Source organism: Acinetobacter sp. G11, from assembly GCF_049808495.1.
In the GTDB taxonomy this organism is placed as follows: Bacteria; Pseudomonadota; Gammaproteobacteria; order Pseudomonadales; family Moraxellaceae; genus Acinetobacter; species Acinetobacter kookii.
Genome location: NZ_JBNCAT010000029.1, coordinates 1 through 16,457, shown reverse-complemented (window position 1 = coordinate 16,457; position 16,457 = coordinate 1). Strand labels below are relative to the sequence as shown.

Sequence of the window (16,457 nt, the reverse complement as noted above, 5' to 3'; positions counted from 1 at the left end):
CTTCTATAGTCAGACCCTAGTATTTAAGTTTTACTGCTGCACGTTTTAACCATTGCCGTTGTTCACGTGCATACTGTAATTGCATTTGTCCATTGGCCTGTCTGCTAAATTGGATGCTGCCCTGCTGTACTGTGCTCAAGACAGGAATATCCAGCTGCTGTAGACGTTGCAGCGTCATTTTACTGGGATGTCCATAGCGATTGTGAAAGCCAGCCGACGCGATCACGATTTTCGGGTTTAACTGCTTTAAAAAAGCGTAGGCCGAGCTATGCCGACTGCCATGATGTCCCAAAACCAGCACATCGACTTTTAAGTCTGGATAATCCTGCAGAATTTGATATTCCGTTTGCCAACCGGCATCTCCCATCAGTAAAAAATTTTGATAGGGTTGGGCATTTTTCACCTGCAGATAAATCACACAGGACATTTCATTTTTCTCAGCGTTGGCATAGGCCAAATTTTCGGTTTTGGGCGACAGCACGGTCATGTTTACGCGATCACGCCACTGCCAGTTTTGCCCTTGATGACAATAATCAAACTGGCTGGAATCCGCGACTTCAAGTTTCTCATTTGAATAGACCTGCCTGATGGGGAACTGCTGTCTGATCGACTCATAGCCACCTTTATGATCCTGGTCTAAGTGGGTCAAAATCAGCTGATTCAATTCACTCACCCCCTTCACCGATAAAAAGGGCAAAATGATTTGCTTGCCCACACTAAATTTACCTTCATCATAATTTCCGCCCATATCAATCATCATGGTCTGGTCTTGATCGCGGATAAAAATCGCCTGTCCTTGTCCAACATCCAATACATTCAATTCAAATTCATTTTTACTGGCATCGAGGGCAACTAAAGGCATAAAGCACAAGATAGACCACGCTTTAGGCAACACAGCGCGCGGTAAAAACAGGATCATCAATCCCAGACACACACTGAGCCACACGGCAAAGTTCATGGCAATCGGCTGTAAGGTCGGGGCAAACAGCCGATCTAAAAGTTGCAGCAACCCCAGCAAGGCAGCAAGACACAGATCGTTGATTTGAAAAACCAGTCCGCCCAAAGGCTCAGCAATGAAATAGCACAGGGCTGCCAACAGATCCAAGGGCACAATCACCAGGCCAATCCAGGGAATGGCAAACAGATTACTCAGTGGCGTAATCCATGCCATCTGTTTAAAAAACAGTATCATCAGGGGAAATAAGGCCAGAAATATTTTCCACTGTGATTCGATTAAAAGTTTCAGCTGCATTTTGAGGTAGTGTGTTCTGCTCTTGAGCTCATCCGTGCCGCTTTGCTGCTGCATGGTCTGGTAAATGCGCAGCAACACGAAGCATGCGCCATAGGACAGCCAGAACGCAGCCGATAAAATACTGAAAGGATCAAGAATTAACAGGATGGAGGCACTAGAAAGCAAAATATTCAGTGGTCGGAGCTTTTGCTTGAATAAGATAAATACACTGATCAACAAGCAGCTCAACAGCGTTCTGAGTGCAGGAATTTCAAATCCAACAAATGCACAGTACAGTGCTACACTCACGCAAAAGGGCCAGATCAGCAGATATTGCCTGGGCCATTTCAAATAAAGTTGCGGTCGATAATGAGCAATGAGCTGATGCAGACTCCAACACAGCAGTACGGCAAAAATCAGCACATGCGGTCCGGATATGGCGAGCAGATGACTCATGCCAAAGCGCTGAAACAGTTGCTCGGTGTCTGTATCCAGCAAACTCTTGTCCCCAGTCAATAACGCCAGCATCAAACCTTTATGCTGCACGGGCTGTTGATGGATAAAATTGCGTAATGCCAAACGCTGCTGCTCAACCCAGAGTTGAATCTGACTGGAAACAGAAGCATGTTGCCTGAGGTATCGTCCATGCCCTAAAGCATAAACTTCTTGTTCAGTCAGCTTGTGGATTGATGAAACTTTAAATCCGGACATAATATTTTGCTGGATATACCATTGTTCCTGATCAAAGGCACCTTCAGTGGCATAGCTATGCGCAGGCAGAATTTGTCCCTGCAAACGGTAATATTGACCTAGCTCAAGTACCGCAGATGAACTTGAATCTGCTGCATTTTTTAAAAATGCCTGCCACTGCACCACTTGTGTATGGCGATTCAACACCTGAATTTTTTGCTGGATGGTCTGATCGCCTAATTCATTGATATTTTTAACATAGGCAATCACCTCCACTGCTTCAGGCTGTTGTTCCCGAAACAGCAAACGCTTATTTAATTGATGATCAGCATAACTATAGCCGAGTACAATCCCCAGACTCAGTCCCAGAGAAAGCTGTAAAAACTTAAATCCTAAGGAATACGCCTGTTTGAAAACTGTCAGCTTTAAAAGGAGAAGCATGATAAAAAGAGCGATACATGGAATGAGTAAAGACTGCAATATCGGGTAGTTTTTTCCCATTGTGGCAATCCCCAGCACCCAGCCGATACAGATTATTTGAATCATTGTGATTATAATTTTTTTTATTTTTGGCAATATTAAAGCCCACCGGAGTGAGCTTCAATCCTTTTCTAAATTTATCGATCAATGTCTAGGGTTGGGTGACACTTCATCCTTGTTTGTGACAACGAATATTTTTTTACGCTGTATACATTTCATTGTTTAATTGGAGCTTACAACGCAAATTATTTATGAAGTGTCAGACAATCCTTAACCATCAATCCAGACGCCGTCTTGCATATGCAAAATCGAATCGGCAGTCTGGGCCAGCTGTTCATCATGGGTCACGATCAGCATCGCCATATTGAACTCATCACGTAATTCACTAAGTAATTCAAAAATTTTTACTGCCGTTTTACGGTCCAGATTCCCCGTCGGCTCATCTGCCAGCATCAGTTCCGGCTTAGCCACCAGTGCACGTGCCAAAGCAACACGCTGACGTTCACCACCAGACAGCTCGCCCGGTTTATGCGTCATGCGATGCGACAGTCCGACCCGATTAAGCAAATATTCAGCCTGCTCTTTAGATTGCTTATAGGTCGTTCCTGCACGCAGCATCAGCGGCATGGCCACATTTTCCAGTGCGGTAAATTCAGGCAACAGATGATGGAACTGATAGACAAAGCCTAAATGCTGGTTACGCAAATAGCCACGCTCGGCTTCACCCAAATTATCGAAGCGCTTGCCGTTTAAGAACACCTGCCCTGCTGTTGGACAGTCCAGACCACCCAACACATGCAGCAAGGTACTTTTACCCGACCCACTCGAACCGACAATAGACACAAACTCGCCTTTTTTGACCTCTAAGGACAAGTTTTTAATCACTTTAACGGTGGTTTTGCCATCGGTAAAACTTTTCGAGATATTTTTCGCTTCGAGGACAAGATTACTCATAACGTAAGGCCTCTGCTGGTTGGGTTTTTGCAGCACGCAGTGCCGGGTAAATTGTAGCCAGGAAACTTAAAACCAGTGACAGGCTGACAATCACCACCACATCTTGCCAGCGCAGATAAGACGGCAAGTAATTAATGAAATAGGCATCAAACAGGTTCAAACCAAATGCTGTATTCAACCAGCCAATAAAGCCACTGATACTTGAAGCGAAGATAATTCCCAGAATGGCACCGGAAACTGTCCCGATCACGCCAATAATGGTGCCCTGTACCATAAAAATCCGGGTAATGGTTGCAGGTGAAGCCCCCAGCGTACGCAAAATGGCAATGTCGGATTTCTTGTCGGTGACGACCATCACCAGTGAGGACACAATATTAAATACAGCCACCAGTACAATCAGGAACAGCAGCAAGCTGACCATGGCTTTTTCCATCTGAATCGCACTAAACAAATTGCCGTGGGTAAAGGTCCAGTTCGATGCATAGAAATTGCTTGGCAGGTCTTTGACAATATCATCCGCCACTTCAGGTGCCAGGAAAATGTCATCCAGTTTTAAACGCACCCCTTGGGCACCGTCCGGCAAGCGCAATAAAGTGGAGGCATCGTTCAGGGCGATATAGCCCATCATGGAATCCACTTCCGCCCCGATACTGAAAATACCGACAATTTTAAAGCGCTTGAAACGTGGCACCACCCCTGCAGGCGACGGCGTAGCTTCAGGCAGCACTAAGGTAATATTGTCGTTTAATCCCAAACCCAGTGAGTCGGTCATTTGTTTACCCAAAACAATGCCAAATTCACCTTTTTTCAGGCTATCAATGCTTCCCGCAATCATGTGATTCTGGATAATGGACACGTTCTTTTCGTATTCAGGTTCGATGCCCGTGACCATAATTCCGGCCACTTGCCCCTGTGCCGTCAGCATGCCCTGTAACTGGGTAAAAGGCGCTACACCCTTGACATGCTCATGCTGTTCAACTTTTTTTGCAAGTTCCGGCCAATTTGTTAATATTTGTGTTGAAGAAACAGTAGCTTGAGGTATCATTCCCAATACACGGTTTTTCAGCTCGCGGTCAAAGCCATTCATTACAGATAAGACTGTAATCAGTACGGCCACACCCAAGGTGAGACCGATCATTGAAACCAGAGCAATAAAAGAAATAAAGTGGTTGCTACGCCGTGCACGAGTATATCTCAACCCGATGTACAGCGAGATTGGTTTAAACATACCATTTAGTCCGAGGAATAATTATGGAAAATTTACAGCATCAAGGCGGCAATAAGGAACGCCGCGTTATGTCGCGTATCGATGCTGCTTTGCGAATAAATTATCAGATTATTTCTGATGATGTCGCGCTTAATGACCCTTATGATCCTAACTTTGTGCTGCCTCGCTATTTTCTACTACTCGCAGAATTAGATCAATTTGATCATGCTGTAAACTACGAATTAGAACAATTAAATGAAAAAGATCAACAAATTGCTAGAATATTATCCTTATTTAACCAAAAGTTAAACCTCATTACCGGCTCTTTATACGATGCAATTGTACAATCCATGTTACCAATCCCGGAACATGTCAATTTTTCCGAAACCGGTTTCAGTTTCTTTAATGATCAGCCTATTCAGGAAGGCACCTATGTGCATGTGACCTTAAGTCACCCTGAAAATTTCTTCCATATTGCTGCGACTGCCCAGGTGGTCTATAGCCGTGCGGAAGAAAACGGGAAGTTCCGCACCGGCGCTTATTTTATTACCTTGCATCCACAAGACCGGGTCAAACTTGCAGAATGTATCAACCTCAGCAAAAATAAAGACTAGAAATTTAACTGTTGGACTTGATCTTGGTGGCGAGATTCTGGCTCGCCTTAAGATCGCGATAGAAATAAACAAACAGACCGAACAATAAAATAAAGGCCCCGACAAAAACCATTACCGATAATTTTTCATCATTCAGCATCGCTCCAAACAGCATGGCCAACATGGGTGTCAGCACCGTAGTCAACGATAAGGTCGTCGCCTTAATATTTTGTACCAGTTTGAAATAACAGAACATCGCCAGCAGTGAAGCCATAATCACCGCATAAAACAAACCGATCAATGCCTTGGTATTCGGGATATGATCTGGGGCATGCTGCCAGATCAACGGCAGCATGCCCAGTGCAAACAGGCTGGAGACCAGAATCGATCCCGTTGCCTGGGCCATGGGTTTCAGTGGTGCATTGACTTTTTTGACCCAAAAAATGGATGCGCAATATACAAAAACACTGATCAACATCAGTCCTATGCCCATCGGTTGGACATGCTGGTCACTGCCACCCAGACAGATAATCCCCAGCCCCAATACTGAAATGCACATGCCCAGCCACTGCAGGCGATGTAAATGAATGTTAAAAGCAAAACGTCCGATTAATCCGGTCATGATCGGTGCCAAACCAAACATCAAGGCGATAATACCTGAGCTTAAATAAGCCGTTGCCAGATAGGTAAAGATTTGCGATCCAATAAAACTGCAGGCACCTGCAACATAGCTATGCAGGGAAATGGCATTGAGAGGCAACTTGGTTTTCAGTAAAACCAGCAAACCCAAGGCTAAAGGCAAGGCAATAAAAAAGCGCAGTGCCAAAGCCCACAAACTATGCAGATCTGAAACACTCCAGACAATTGCCAGAGGCGTGGTTGCCCAAATAAACACCAATAAGGCATACGTGGACATAATGTTGGTTTTTGACGGCATGAAGAGCTCAAGTTAGACTGCGGTTTTACGTTTCTGTTTCTGAATGGTTTGATCTAGTGCACTGGAAAATTCGCGCTTGTCTCGTTCGGAAATCGGAGGAGGTCCGCCGGTTTGTACACCCGCCCCTCTTAAGGTATCCATAAAATCACGTAGATGCAGACGTGCTTTTACATTGGCAGCAGTATAGATTTCACCGCGCGGATGAATGGCTATTCCGCCCTTTTCAATTACTTGAGCAGCCAGGGGAATATCCTGGGTCATGACAATATCATGCTCTTTCATGCGCTCGATAATTTCTTTATCTGCCGCATCTGCGCCACTCATGACCTGAAGGGAGTTAATCCGTACTGACGGGGTAATACCCACATTCTGGTTGGCCACAAAAGTGACTTCCATCTGATAACGGTCGGAAGCGCGAATGATCACATCACGCAGGATTTTAGGCAATGCATCGGCATCAACCCAAAGTTTAAATGGCAGCACACCACATCCATAGTCAAAAAAGAAGTGCGCCTAGTTTAGCAAATTCCATGTGACAGGAGGATGGCTAAATCTATTGTGCCTCTTGCTTGTTTTTAGCTTTACTCTTCAATCATCATAGTTTCAGATCGCATCACATCTAAATTCAGGATTTTGAGTCTATTTCAGTGACTTTAATGGTTAAATTTGGCCATTTGACTTGAAATTTAACAATAACCCTCGATTTAATAGATAAATACAGCCCAACATCAATTGTGAATATGAAAAATCAAAATAGACCGGAACTGATCACCATTGAAGATCAGAACTTTGGCAGTCATGTCGAACATTGGAATCTGCTCACAGAAAATCCGGCTACAGATGTGCCCAAGTGGTTGGGGCTGGCTCTTGATGCGCCGGTCATGCCCATGGGTTTATGTAAAGAAGAATGTGACATGGATGCATCAGCCTGGCTCATTCAAGGGCCCAAACAGGCAAAAGTACAATTGACCCAGGTGATTGCAGTTGAAAACAACAAACCCCAAGCGCTAAAAACGGCATTTCCAAGTTTTGAAAGTCCCTACAAAGTCAAGGCCACCATTGAACGGATTATTACCTGTAAATCCAACACTCAGGCGGTACTGCGCTTGAATCTGGGTGCCAATACCATTGTCTATGCCTTTGATACGCTGTATAGCGTCAATCATGACCAATATGAAAAAGATCAACCCTATCTTGCGCAGCTCAATGCCTGGGCCTATGAACTGGAAGCAGTTTCGGACCATGAACACCTGGTGGTGGATGATCCTGCCTCCATTAAGCATCACCGTGCCTTGAATGATATTCTTACTGCCAATAACGGTGTGGCCCCTGCCAACCTGCAAGAACAGATTGATGCCTGGGAACCCAAATCGGAAGATGACAAAGAACCGGTTACGGTTGATTTTTCCAAGATGGTCGCTTATCTGTATGGCGAAAATATGGGACAGGAAGATGAAGCCTGGTTCCAAGGCAATATTGTCGGCAAAACCTCCATGTCATTTATGGATCAGGAATACACCCTGTATGATGTTGCCCTAATTCATGATGAAAACCAGGAAGCCACCCTGATTCGCATTGCCACCAAGAATCCGGCGTATAAAGACTTTGCAATTGGCCAATTCATTCGTGGCAATTTATGGATTCAAGTGAATATTTACGCTAAAAAATAATCCTCTCTAAAAAGCAGTGCTATAGCCTGATTATCTCTTCACGCTATGGCACTGCTTTTTTATGCTTATGTATTTATTATCTGCACATTCATTCTGATCAAAAATTATCCACAAAAGCCTATTATATTTAACGATTTTAAATTCAAATTAAAATGCACTTATCCATAGTTTTAAATTCAAAATTTTATTTTAAATAAATAGTGCACCGATTATATTTTTATGAGGCATTTTGAAGTCTTTTCTCCAGCACAACCCTGTAGTGACAATAATTTGCTAAATAATCAGATATTCTGTCCAATACCATAAATATTTTAATTACATATTTTTATTTAGTACTTTATTTAATCAATTTTTTATGATAAAAATAAATACAAGCAATATAAATTAACGATAAATAAATCGGAATAGAGTTTCCATGAAAATCGTGCAAGAAGAAAATATACGAACAGTTGAACATCAACTGGTTAAACGCTTCCAGTTAGACACCATCTCATGCCTGTTTTTTGTCCTGGGTATGTTTATGTCTGCCTATCTTTTGCATCACTTTATTTTTTAAGCCTATTTTAACGATTTTATCTTTAACATTATTCAAGTCAACAAAAAGCCCATCATGTGATGGGCTTTTTTAGCTTTAGCAATTAAGCATTGCGTTTGGCAAAGTCATCCATAAAGTCAACCAGAGCCTGTACGCCTTCTAAAGGTACAGCATTGTAAATACTGGCACGCATACCGCCCACTGAACGGTGACCTGCCAGGTTAAGCAGATGATTCGCTTCGGCTTCTTTCAAGAATTGTTTCTCAAGCTCAGCTTTTGCCAAGGTAAACGGTACATTCATGATAGAACGGTTGGCTTCTGCAATCGGGTTAGCATAGAAATCGCTAGCATCGATGTAGCCATACAGTAATTTGGCTTTTTCAAGGTTCACTTTATGCATGGCATCGACTCCGCCATTTTCAAGCAACCACTCAAATACCAGACCAGACAGGTACCAGGCATAGGTAGATGGTGTGTTGACCATAGAACCGTTTTTCGCCTGATCTGAATATTTCAGAATGCTTGGAATTTCAGGTTTCGCCTGATCAAGCAAATCTTCACGAATAATGACCAAAGTTAAGCCGGCAGGACCAATATTCTTTTGCGCACCTGCATAAATTAAACCAAACTTGGATACATCTAATGGCGCAGATAAAATGCTTGATGAAAAGTCACATACCAAAGGTTTATCTGTTTCAGGAATACCCGCAAACTGAAGGCCGCCAATGGTTTCATTATCAGCATAATGGACATAAGCCGCATCGTCAGACAAGTTCCAGGTACTTTGCTCTGTAATGGCCAATTTACCGTTAATGCTGGTACCTGCTTCTACAACATTGATGTCGCCATAGCGTTTTGCTTCTTTTAACGCTTTCTCAGACCAGATTCCGGTATGAATATAATCAGCCTTGCTGTTTTTACCCAACAGGTTTAAAGGAATGGCAGAGAATTGCAGTGAAGCGCCACCTTGCAAGAACAATACTTTATAGTTCTCAGGAATGTTCATCAATTTACGCAAATCTGCTTCTGCTTTTTCTGCCACAGCCACATAATCACTGCTACGGTGACTCATTTCCATGATCGAAAGACCCTTGCCATGCCAATCAAGCAATTCAGCCTGAGCTTTTTCTAAAACGGCAGTAGGTAATGCAGCAGGACCAGCACAGAAGTTGTACGCGCGCATGATTTTTCCTTTCAGAGTGAAACACAATAAAATGATGGCATTTAACCACAGATAGGCGTTGCTTGCAGTAAATTATCCTGAAAATATTTCAATGCTGTCGGACATTTAAAGTCAAAATCTCAATAAAGAGCGGATTTGAATACAGCCTGTACAATCCCTGACATTCGGCTTAAAGGCGCAACTGCATCTTATTTCTGGTCTTTTCAAATTGGCGATGCAAGTCGTCAAGATCAAAAACCTGATCAGGTGATTGATATACAGATGCATATTAAACAATACAACAACTTATTGATTAGACATACAATTCAATCTATGCAATATAATTGTTACAAAGAAATTGAGAGCTGAGTGATGTCATTGTATTTACAGGCACAACCCAAAAAAATTGCACTCCTCATACAACAAAATTTTCGTATTGGCATTTGTACGGCAAGTCTGGTTTTTTCTGGCCCAGCATTCGCCGAAAGCATCAGTTATGCCCAGGCTGAACAGTCGATTTTAAAGGATTCCTACAGCACGCAGGCCAGTCAGGCTTTGCAACAATCTGCACAATTACAAGCTGAAGCGGTCAAGGGTTTAGGTCTGCCCCGTGTCGATTTAAATGTCCGCGCTTACGCTTTTCATAATGAAGTGGATCTTCCTCTTGGGGCTTTAAAAAACAATCTAGAACAGTCCTTGACTAATGGCCTGAATAATAAGATTGATGAATTGAATTTAGGTGGCTTTGCCGATCCGTTGAAAGAGGGTTTAAAACAACCGATACATGATGGCGTGGGATTAATTCCAGATGAGTCAACCGTTCGCCTGGATGATCAGGTGATACGTCCAACCGTGTCCGTCATTATGCCTTTATATACCGGTGGCCTGACCTCAAGTGCCAAGGAAATGGCTCAGATTCAGGCTCAGCGCAGTCAACTCAATAGCAAGCAACAGCAAGATGCGCAACGCTTTGAACTGATTCAGGCCTATTTTAATGCCCAACTGCAAAAGCAGCTTTTAGCCTCCAGTCAGTCCAATTTCAATGCCATGCAAATGCATTACAGCAATGCTTTAAAGCTGGAACGCCAAGGTTTTATCAGCAAAGGACAGCGCATGCAATTTGAGGTGGCAAAGAACAATGCCGAGCGTAGCGTGCAAAATGCAGCAGCCAATTTAAGATCGAGCCTGTTTCAGCTCAACAACCTGTTACAGCAAAGTCAGATTACCGAACTGAGCACTCCCCTATTTGTCAACGCTACCCAGACTCAGAACCTGAATGCGCTGTTAAAAAGCTATCCGGACCAATCTTCTCTGGTTCGCAAAATGCAGATGGACACCCAGCTGGCCAATGCCAATGTTAAGGCGCAAACTGCCTCGAAAAAACCTAATTTGTTCGCCTTTGGCGAATATAGCCTGGATGAAAAGCAAAACTGGATTGTCGGTGTCGCAGCGCGTTACAACCTGTTTTCCGGAATAGACAAGAATAAAAATGTTCAGGCCGCAGAGTTGCAACGCTATGCCTCTGAACTGTTAACCGAGCGTACCAAGCAGGAAGTCGAAAACATCATTTATCGCTCTTACAATGAAATGACCTCAGCCCAGCAAAGTCATCAGCTGTTACAGCAAAACATGAAAGCCGCCGAGGAAAATCTGCGTATTCAGACTTTATCTTTTAAGGAAGATATGGGAACGGCCACCCAGCTGATTGATGCACAAAATAGCCTGAATGCTTTAAAAAGCGAAATGGCGCTGAATGCCTATAAATACATTATGTCACTGGCCACTTTACTGCAAAGCCATGGCTCGATTGAGCAGTTTCAAAGCTATGTCAGCCAAAGCAATAGCAGTTATATTCGTTAATTTTTGATGGGGAAAACCATGACACAAGATCAAAACAGGCCTGATCAAGATGTAGAAAATGCCTCATCAAAAGAGGCTGCTTGCAATCCATCCGCTCAGCAAAGTGAATTGAACACTTTAGAGCAGTCTCACGAACAGCCAAATCTTACAGATTCAGCATTTTTCAGTTATTCAGAACAAGCGCCAGCCACTGAAAATACCGATTCAAAATCTTCAGCTGCCATTAAAGTGATTGGCATCATCATACTGATCTTGCTTTTAGGCCTGATTGGTTTTGGCTTATGGAAAAGCTATCAGCCCAAGGAAGTCGAGCTGCAAGGTCGTGTTGAAGCTGAAACCGTCCATGTCAGTAGCAAGGTGCCGAGCCGCATTGAAGAAATATATATCCACGACGGACAAAAAGTGCTTAAAGGCCAGCCACTGGTCCGTTTGTTTAGTCCGGAAGTTGAAGCTAAAAAACAGCAGGCTCTGGCCAGCCTGCAGTCTGCTTTAGCCTTGCAAGCCACAGCTGAGCGCGGTTCCCAACAGGAAAATATCGACAGTCTATATGCCAACTGGCAGGCCATGAAAGCCCAGCAAGACCTGGCTCAAACCACCTATCAGCGTGGTGCCAACCTGTTTAAGGAAGGCGTCATTTCACGCCAGCGCCGCGATGAAATGCACGCCGCGGCTCAATCTGCCGCACAAATGACCGAAGCGGCTTATCAGCAATATGCACGTGCCAAACGCGGCAGCACGCCAGAACAGAAATCCTCCGCCGATGCCCAGGTGGAGATTGCCAAAGCGGCCGTTGCAGAAGCCAATGCACTGGAAGCTGAAACCAAACTGGTGTCCCCGATCAACGGCACAGTGTCTAAAACCTATGGCAAGGTGTCGGAACTGGTGGCTATGGGTGTACCCGTGGTCAGTATTATTCAGGAGGATGAGCTTTGGGTCAGCCTGAATATCCGTGAAGATCAATACGCGCAGGTCTATCAGGCCAAATCGGTTGAAGGCTTTATTCCTGCATTAAACAAAAAGGCCCTGTTCAAGATCAAAAAGATTGATGCCGAGGGTGAATTTGCCACCATTAAAACCACGCGCCAAACCGGTGGCTATGATATTCGCAGTTTCAAGATTCAGCTCACCCCTGCCCAGCCAATTGCAGATTTAAAAGTCGGCATGAGTGTGCTGTTTAAAGTACAAGAGTCTTGATCATGCTACAGGGCATACTGCGCGAACTCGGCTATTTGCTCAGGCATAAGTGGGACTTGTGCATGATCACGCTTGCACCTGTCTTTGTGATTGTGCTGTTTGCCAGTATGTTTTCTGCCGGGAAACCGAGCCATCTGCCAATTGCAATTATTGATCAGGACCAGAGCGAACTGAGCCGGACGATTATTCATCATGCCAGTCTGAATCACACCCTGAGCATCAACAGTATTTCCAGCAGTCAGGATGAGGTTGAACAGTTACTCAATCAAAACAAAATCTGGGGTTATATCACTATTCCCGCAGGTGCCGAACAACGCCTGGTACAAGCCAAGGATGCTGGAATCAGCATTGCCTATAACCAAAGCTATTTTAGTGTCGGCAATAGCATTTCATCGGCGATGCTGGTCAGCACCTTGCAGGCACTGGCCGATTTTACCGGGCACAGTTATCTGGAAAACCAGATTCCCTATTTGAATGCACCAACGCCCAATATCAAAATTTCGCCGCTGTTTAATCCGGGGCTCAGTTATGAGTTCTATCTGGAACCTTACATGATTCCGGCAATTTTACATTTATTGCTCTGCTGTTGCGTGGCTTTTGCCGTAGGACAGGAGCTGAAATTTGGCTCGGCCAAAACATGGCTCGATGGTCAAAATTTATGGCTTGCCCTGCTTTCCAAAAATATGACCTATGTGCTGATTTTCAGTTTCTGGACCTGGTTATGGATGTTCTGGATGATTGAAATGCGTGGCTGGTTTGTACAGGGACAGCTCTGGCCCATTTTATTGGGACAATTTCTGCTCTATAGCGCTTATGCCCTGATCAGCAGCAGCGTGGTTTTGGCCACCCGTGATCTGGCGAAAAGTTTTGGTTTTATTGCGGTCTATGGCGGGTCATCTTTAAGTTTTGCCGGCGTGACTTTACCGCTAAACAATGCTCCCTTATTTACCCAGTTCTGGTCCAATATTATTCCCTATACCCCTTATGCCAAGTTACAGACGGAACAATGGGTCGTGGGCAGTCCCGTATCCATTTCACTGTTACCGCTTGCAATTTTAGTTGTGTATTGCCTGTTTTATCTGGGCACAGCCTACTTCTTCCTTAAAAAATATGTAAAGGGAGTTTAGGCATGAAAACACTCAGAAATTTTCTGCACTTTTATTTAAAAACCTTTCAGGATATTGCACGTAACAGTTCGATCTTGACCACGTTGGTACTCTCGGTATTTTTATATAGTTTCTTCTACCCAACGGCTTATAAGGCAGAACATGCCGAATCTTTACCGATTGTGATTGTCGATGAAGAACAAAGCCTGGTGACCTCGAGTATTATTGGCGAAGTGACTAAAAGTCCCAATGTTGAAATCCGTGCAGTCACCGGGAATTTTGCCGAAGCACAGCAGATGATCAAGCTGCAACAGGCGGACGGAATTTTACTACTTCCAGATAACTTATCTGGCAGTCTGCGTCGAGGTGAAGTTGGGGGCATCGGTTTATATTTAAGTGCCGCCAATTTCTTGAAAACCCAAAAGATTGGTTTGGGACTGGCGGCATCGATTGAACATGCGCTGGCCGAACAGGCTGAAAAATTTCAGCATATTTCTGAATTTTCCCCTGCGCTGTCCATTCATCAAATTCCATTATTTAACACCCTGTCCGGGTATGGCAGCTATATTTTCCCTGCCGTTGCCCCACTGATTATCCATCAAACCATTTTGCTGGGCTTGTGCATGTTAATTGCGACTTATCGTGAAAAGCACTGGATACCCAGTCGAACCGAATTTTGGGCTTTATGGAGTGCTATTTTAACCATTGGCTTTTTGGGCTGTTTGTATCTGTTTGGATTTACCTTCTGGCTGAATGACTATCCGCGTGGTGGCAACTTCTGGGGCATGCTCATTGCGGTTCCTATATTTCTGAGCTGCGTGATTGGCCTCAGCATGCTGATTGCCTCTTTTCTGGATATGCCTGAACGTGCCGGCCATGTGATCGTGTTTAGCTCGATTCCCCTGTTTCTGCTTTCAGGTACGGCCTGGCCGCATGCCGCCATGCCAGAGTGGATGCAGTATTTAGGCAAAGCCCTCCCTTCCACCCAAGGCATACAGATGTTTATTCAATTGAACCAGATGGGCGTGCCTACTCAACTGGTCATTCCGAAAATGATTTATCTGGCAAGCTTTGCCGGCATTTGTCTGGTTTGGGCATTTTTTCGCCTGACCCGATCTACCAGAAAGTAAGTTTTTAGCTATGAGCTTATAAGTTTATTAAATGAAACCTTACAATTTGATTATTTTTTATACCAATACTGCTTTTTTTTTGACCTTTTGAATCAATTATGAAGAAAAAAGTTAGATTGAATATATTAATCGATGCAAAATAGCCCCCTGTTTATATTTCATGAATATTTTTTATATTATTCATTCCCACGCTCCCCTTTAACATGCCGATGTGATATCGACAGTGTTATAGCAGCTTTTTTATTAAAATTTGATTTTAAGGGCTTAGCATGAAAAAGATTAGGATTAGTCTTGCTTGGCAAATCGTCATTGCGCTCATTTTAGGTGTGCTTGTAGGCTCCTTTCTACATTATTCTCCCGAATATCGTGAAACTCTGATTAATAATCTGCTGAGCCCTTTGGGCGCAATCTTTATTAATTTGATTAAGATGATTGTCGTTCCACTTGTACTTTCAATGCTGATACTCGGTATTGCAAATGCAAGCCATGGTCAAAACCTGGGTAAACTGGGCTTCAAAACCATTGTTTATTTTGAAATTATTACCACTGTTGCGATTATTGTCGGTCTGGTTGCTGCGAATATATTCCAGCCGGGCGCCGGTATTGACATGTCGAGCCTGACTCAAACCGATATTTCCCAATATCAGCAAACCACCCAGGAAGTGAGTAGCCACTCGCATGGTCTGGTCAACACCATTTTATCTTTAATCCCGTCTAATATTTTTGGATCACTGACCGATGGGCATATGTTACCAATCATCTTCTTCTCCGTGATCTTCGGTATTGGTTTGGGGTCTTTGGCGAAAGAAACCAGAAAACCGCTGATTGATGTATTGCATGCGATTTCTGAAACCATGTTCAAAGTCACCCATATGATCATGCTTTTTGCACCATTCGGCGTATTTGGCCTGATTGCGGCAACCGTTGCGAACTTTGGCTTTAGTTCTCTGCTGCCATTAGTGAAATTGGCGCTTCTGGTTTATGGTGCTATTTTCTTCTTCATCTTTGTCATTTTAGGACTTGTCGCCAAATTCTGCGGTTTCAGTATTTGGGAAATTATTAAAATTCTGAAAGATGAGCTGATTCTGTCTTATTCAACTGCAAGTTCCGAGACAGTATTACCGCGCCTGATGGAAAAAATGGAAGCCTATGGTGCACCAAAATCCATTACCAGTTTCGTGATTCCAATTGGTTATTCATTTAACCTGGACGGTTCGACCTTATATCAAAGTATTGCAGCCATCTTTATTGCGCAGCTTTACGGTATTGATTTAACCATGACCCAGCAAATCATTCTGGTGTTAACCCTGATGATTACTTCTAAAGGTATTGCCGGTGTGCCTGGCGTGTCTTTTGTTGTGCTGTTGGCAACCTTGGGCAGTGTCGGTATTCCGCTTGAAGGCCTGGCATTTATTGCCGGTATTGACCGTATTCTGGATATGGCACGTACTGTATTGAACGTAATTGGTAACTCATTGGCTGTTCTTGTGATCAGTAAATGGGAAGGCCAGTTCGATGCTGAAAAGCAAAAAAATTATGCTGTTGAAATCAAAGAAGCTGCATAATTTATAACATCATAGAGAAGGAAGCTTCGGCTCACTACTGTCCCACAGTTTACTTTAAATAAAAAAAACCTGAGTCTAAATAGTTAAAATATGAGTGCAAACAAACACTTTAACTATAAAGGACTCAGGTTTTGTCACATCAG

Annotated in this window: 14 protein-coding genes; 8 read left to right on the top strand and 6 right to left on the bottom strand. The window is 43.6% G+C overall.

The annotated features are described in order from the left end of the window. Positions 1-16: 16 nt before the first annotated feature. The 3 genes from ACPUEY_RS10910 to ACPUEY_RS10900 form a co-directional block, all read right to left on the bottom strand. Positions 17-2,467 carry a DNA internalization-related competence protein ComEC/Rec2 gene (locus ACPUEY_RS10910; protein ID WP_425122105.1) on the bottom strand — a complete coding sequence of 817 codons (2,451 nt, stop codon included), beginning with the start codon at positions 2,465-2,467 and terminating at the stop codon, positions 17-19. A 204-nt stretch (positions 2,468-2,671) separates the two neighbouring features. After that, positions 2,672-3,355, bottom strand: coding sequence for a lipoprotein-releasing ABC transporter ATP-binding protein LolD (lolD, locus tag ACPUEY_RS10905; RefSeq protein WP_425122104.1), 684 nt, complete (start codon positions 3,353-3,355; stop codon positions 2,672-2,674). Further along, on the bottom strand, positions 3,348-4,583 hold the full coding sequence (locus ACPUEY_RS10900; protein ID WP_092818652.1) for a lipoprotein-releasing ABC transporter permease subunit: 1,236 nt from the start codon (positions 4,581-4,583) through the stop codon (positions 3,348-3,350). The genes lolD and ACPUEY_RS10900 overlap by 8 nt, the downstream gene beginning before the upstream one ends. A 23-nt stretch (positions 4,584-4,606) precedes the next feature. Between ACPUEY_RS10900 and ACPUEY_RS10895 the strand changes: the two genes are divergently transcribed. Continuing rightward, positions 4,607-5,176 (top strand): PilZ domain-containing protein, encoded by a 570-nt coding sequence (locus ACPUEY_RS10895; RefSeq protein WP_425122103.1) that lies wholly within the window; start codon positions 4,607-4,609, stop codon positions 5,174-5,176. Between the two features lie 4 nt (positions 5,177-5,180). On the opposite strand, the gene ACPUEY_RS10890 is transcribed toward ACPUEY_RS10895, so the two are convergent. Together ACPUEY_RS10890 and ACPUEY_RS10885 are read right to left on the bottom strand one after the other, a co-directional pair. Further along, entirely contained in the window at positions 5,181-6,092 is a 912-nt protein-coding gene (locus tag ACPUEY_RS10890; protein ID WP_425122101.1) for a DMT family transporter, read from the bottom strand. Positions 6,093-6,104: 12 nt separating this feature from the next. After that, positions 6,105-6,575 carry a YaiI/YqxD family protein gene (locus ACPUEY_RS10885; protein ID WP_425122100.1) on the bottom strand — a complete coding sequence of 157 codons (471 nt, stop codon included), beginning with the start codon at positions 6,573-6,575 and terminating at the stop codon, positions 6,105-6,107. Positions 6,576-6,832: 257 nt separating this feature from the next. Between ACPUEY_RS10885 and ACPUEY_RS10880 the strand changes: the two genes are divergently transcribed. Continuing rightward, positions 6,833-7,762, top strand: a complete 930-nt coding sequence (locus tag ACPUEY_RS10880; RefSeq protein WP_425122099.1) for a hypothetical protein — start codon at positions 6,833-6,835, stop codon at positions 7,760-7,762. 415 nt (positions 7,763-8,177) lie between these two features. Further along, positions 8,178-8,318 carry a hypothetical protein gene (locus ACPUEY_RS10875; RefSeq protein ID WP_165493280.1) on the top strand — a complete coding sequence of 47 codons (141 nt, stop codon included), beginning with the start codon at positions 8,178-8,180 and terminating at the stop codon, positions 8,316-8,318. Positions 8,319-8,400: 82 nt separating this feature from the next. Here the strand turns inward: ACPUEY_RS10875 and serC are convergent, their stop codons facing one another. Continuing rightward, positions 8,401-9,480, bottom strand: a complete 1,080-nt coding sequence (gene serC / locus ACPUEY_RS10870) for a 3-phosphoserine/phosphohydroxythreonine transaminase (protein ID WP_425122098.1) — start codon at positions 9,478-9,480, stop codon at positions 8,401-8,403. 351 nt (positions 9,481-9,831) lie between these two features. On the opposite strand from serC, the gene ACPUEY_RS10865 reads away from it, so the two are divergent. The 5 genes from ACPUEY_RS10865 to gltP all read left to right on the top strand — a co-directional run bounded on the left by ACPUEY_RS10865 (position 9,832) and on the right by gltP (position 16,314). Beyond that, positions 9,832-11,319 carry a TolC family protein gene (locus ACPUEY_RS10865; protein WP_425122097.1) on the top strand — a complete coding sequence of 496 codons (1,488 nt, stop codon included), beginning with the start codon at positions 9,832-9,834 and terminating at the stop codon, positions 11,317-11,319. Between the two features lie 108 nt (positions 11,320-11,427). Beyond that, positions 11,428-12,513: an HlyD family secretion protein gene (locus ACPUEY_RS10860; RefSeq protein ID WP_409449175.1), complete on the top strand. Its 1,086-nt coding sequence runs from the start codon at positions 11,428-11,430 to the stop codon at positions 12,511-12,513. A 2-nt stretch (positions 12,514-12,515) separates the two neighbouring features. Beyond that, the gene (locus ACPUEY_RS10855; protein WP_425122096.1) at positions 12,516-13,640 is read left to right on the top strand and encodes an ABC transporter permease; all 1,125 of its coding nucleotides are present in this window, start codon (positions 12,516-12,518) and stop codon (positions 13,638-13,640) included. A 2-nt stretch (positions 13,641-13,642) separates the two neighbouring features. Next, positions 13,643-14,749 (top strand): ABC transporter permease, encoded by a 1,107-nt coding sequence (locus ACPUEY_RS10850; RefSeq protein ID WP_425122095.1) that lies wholly within the window; start codon positions 13,643-13,645, stop codon positions 14,747-14,749. A gap of 269 nt (positions 14,750-15,018) precedes the next feature. Further along, positions 15,019-16,314, top strand: a complete 1,296-nt coding sequence (gene gltP / locus ACPUEY_RS10845) for a glutamate/aspartate:proton symporter GltP (protein WP_092818662.1) — start codon at positions 15,019-15,021, stop codon at positions 16,312-16,314. The last annotated feature ends 143 nt before the right edge of the window (positions 16,315-16,457 follow it).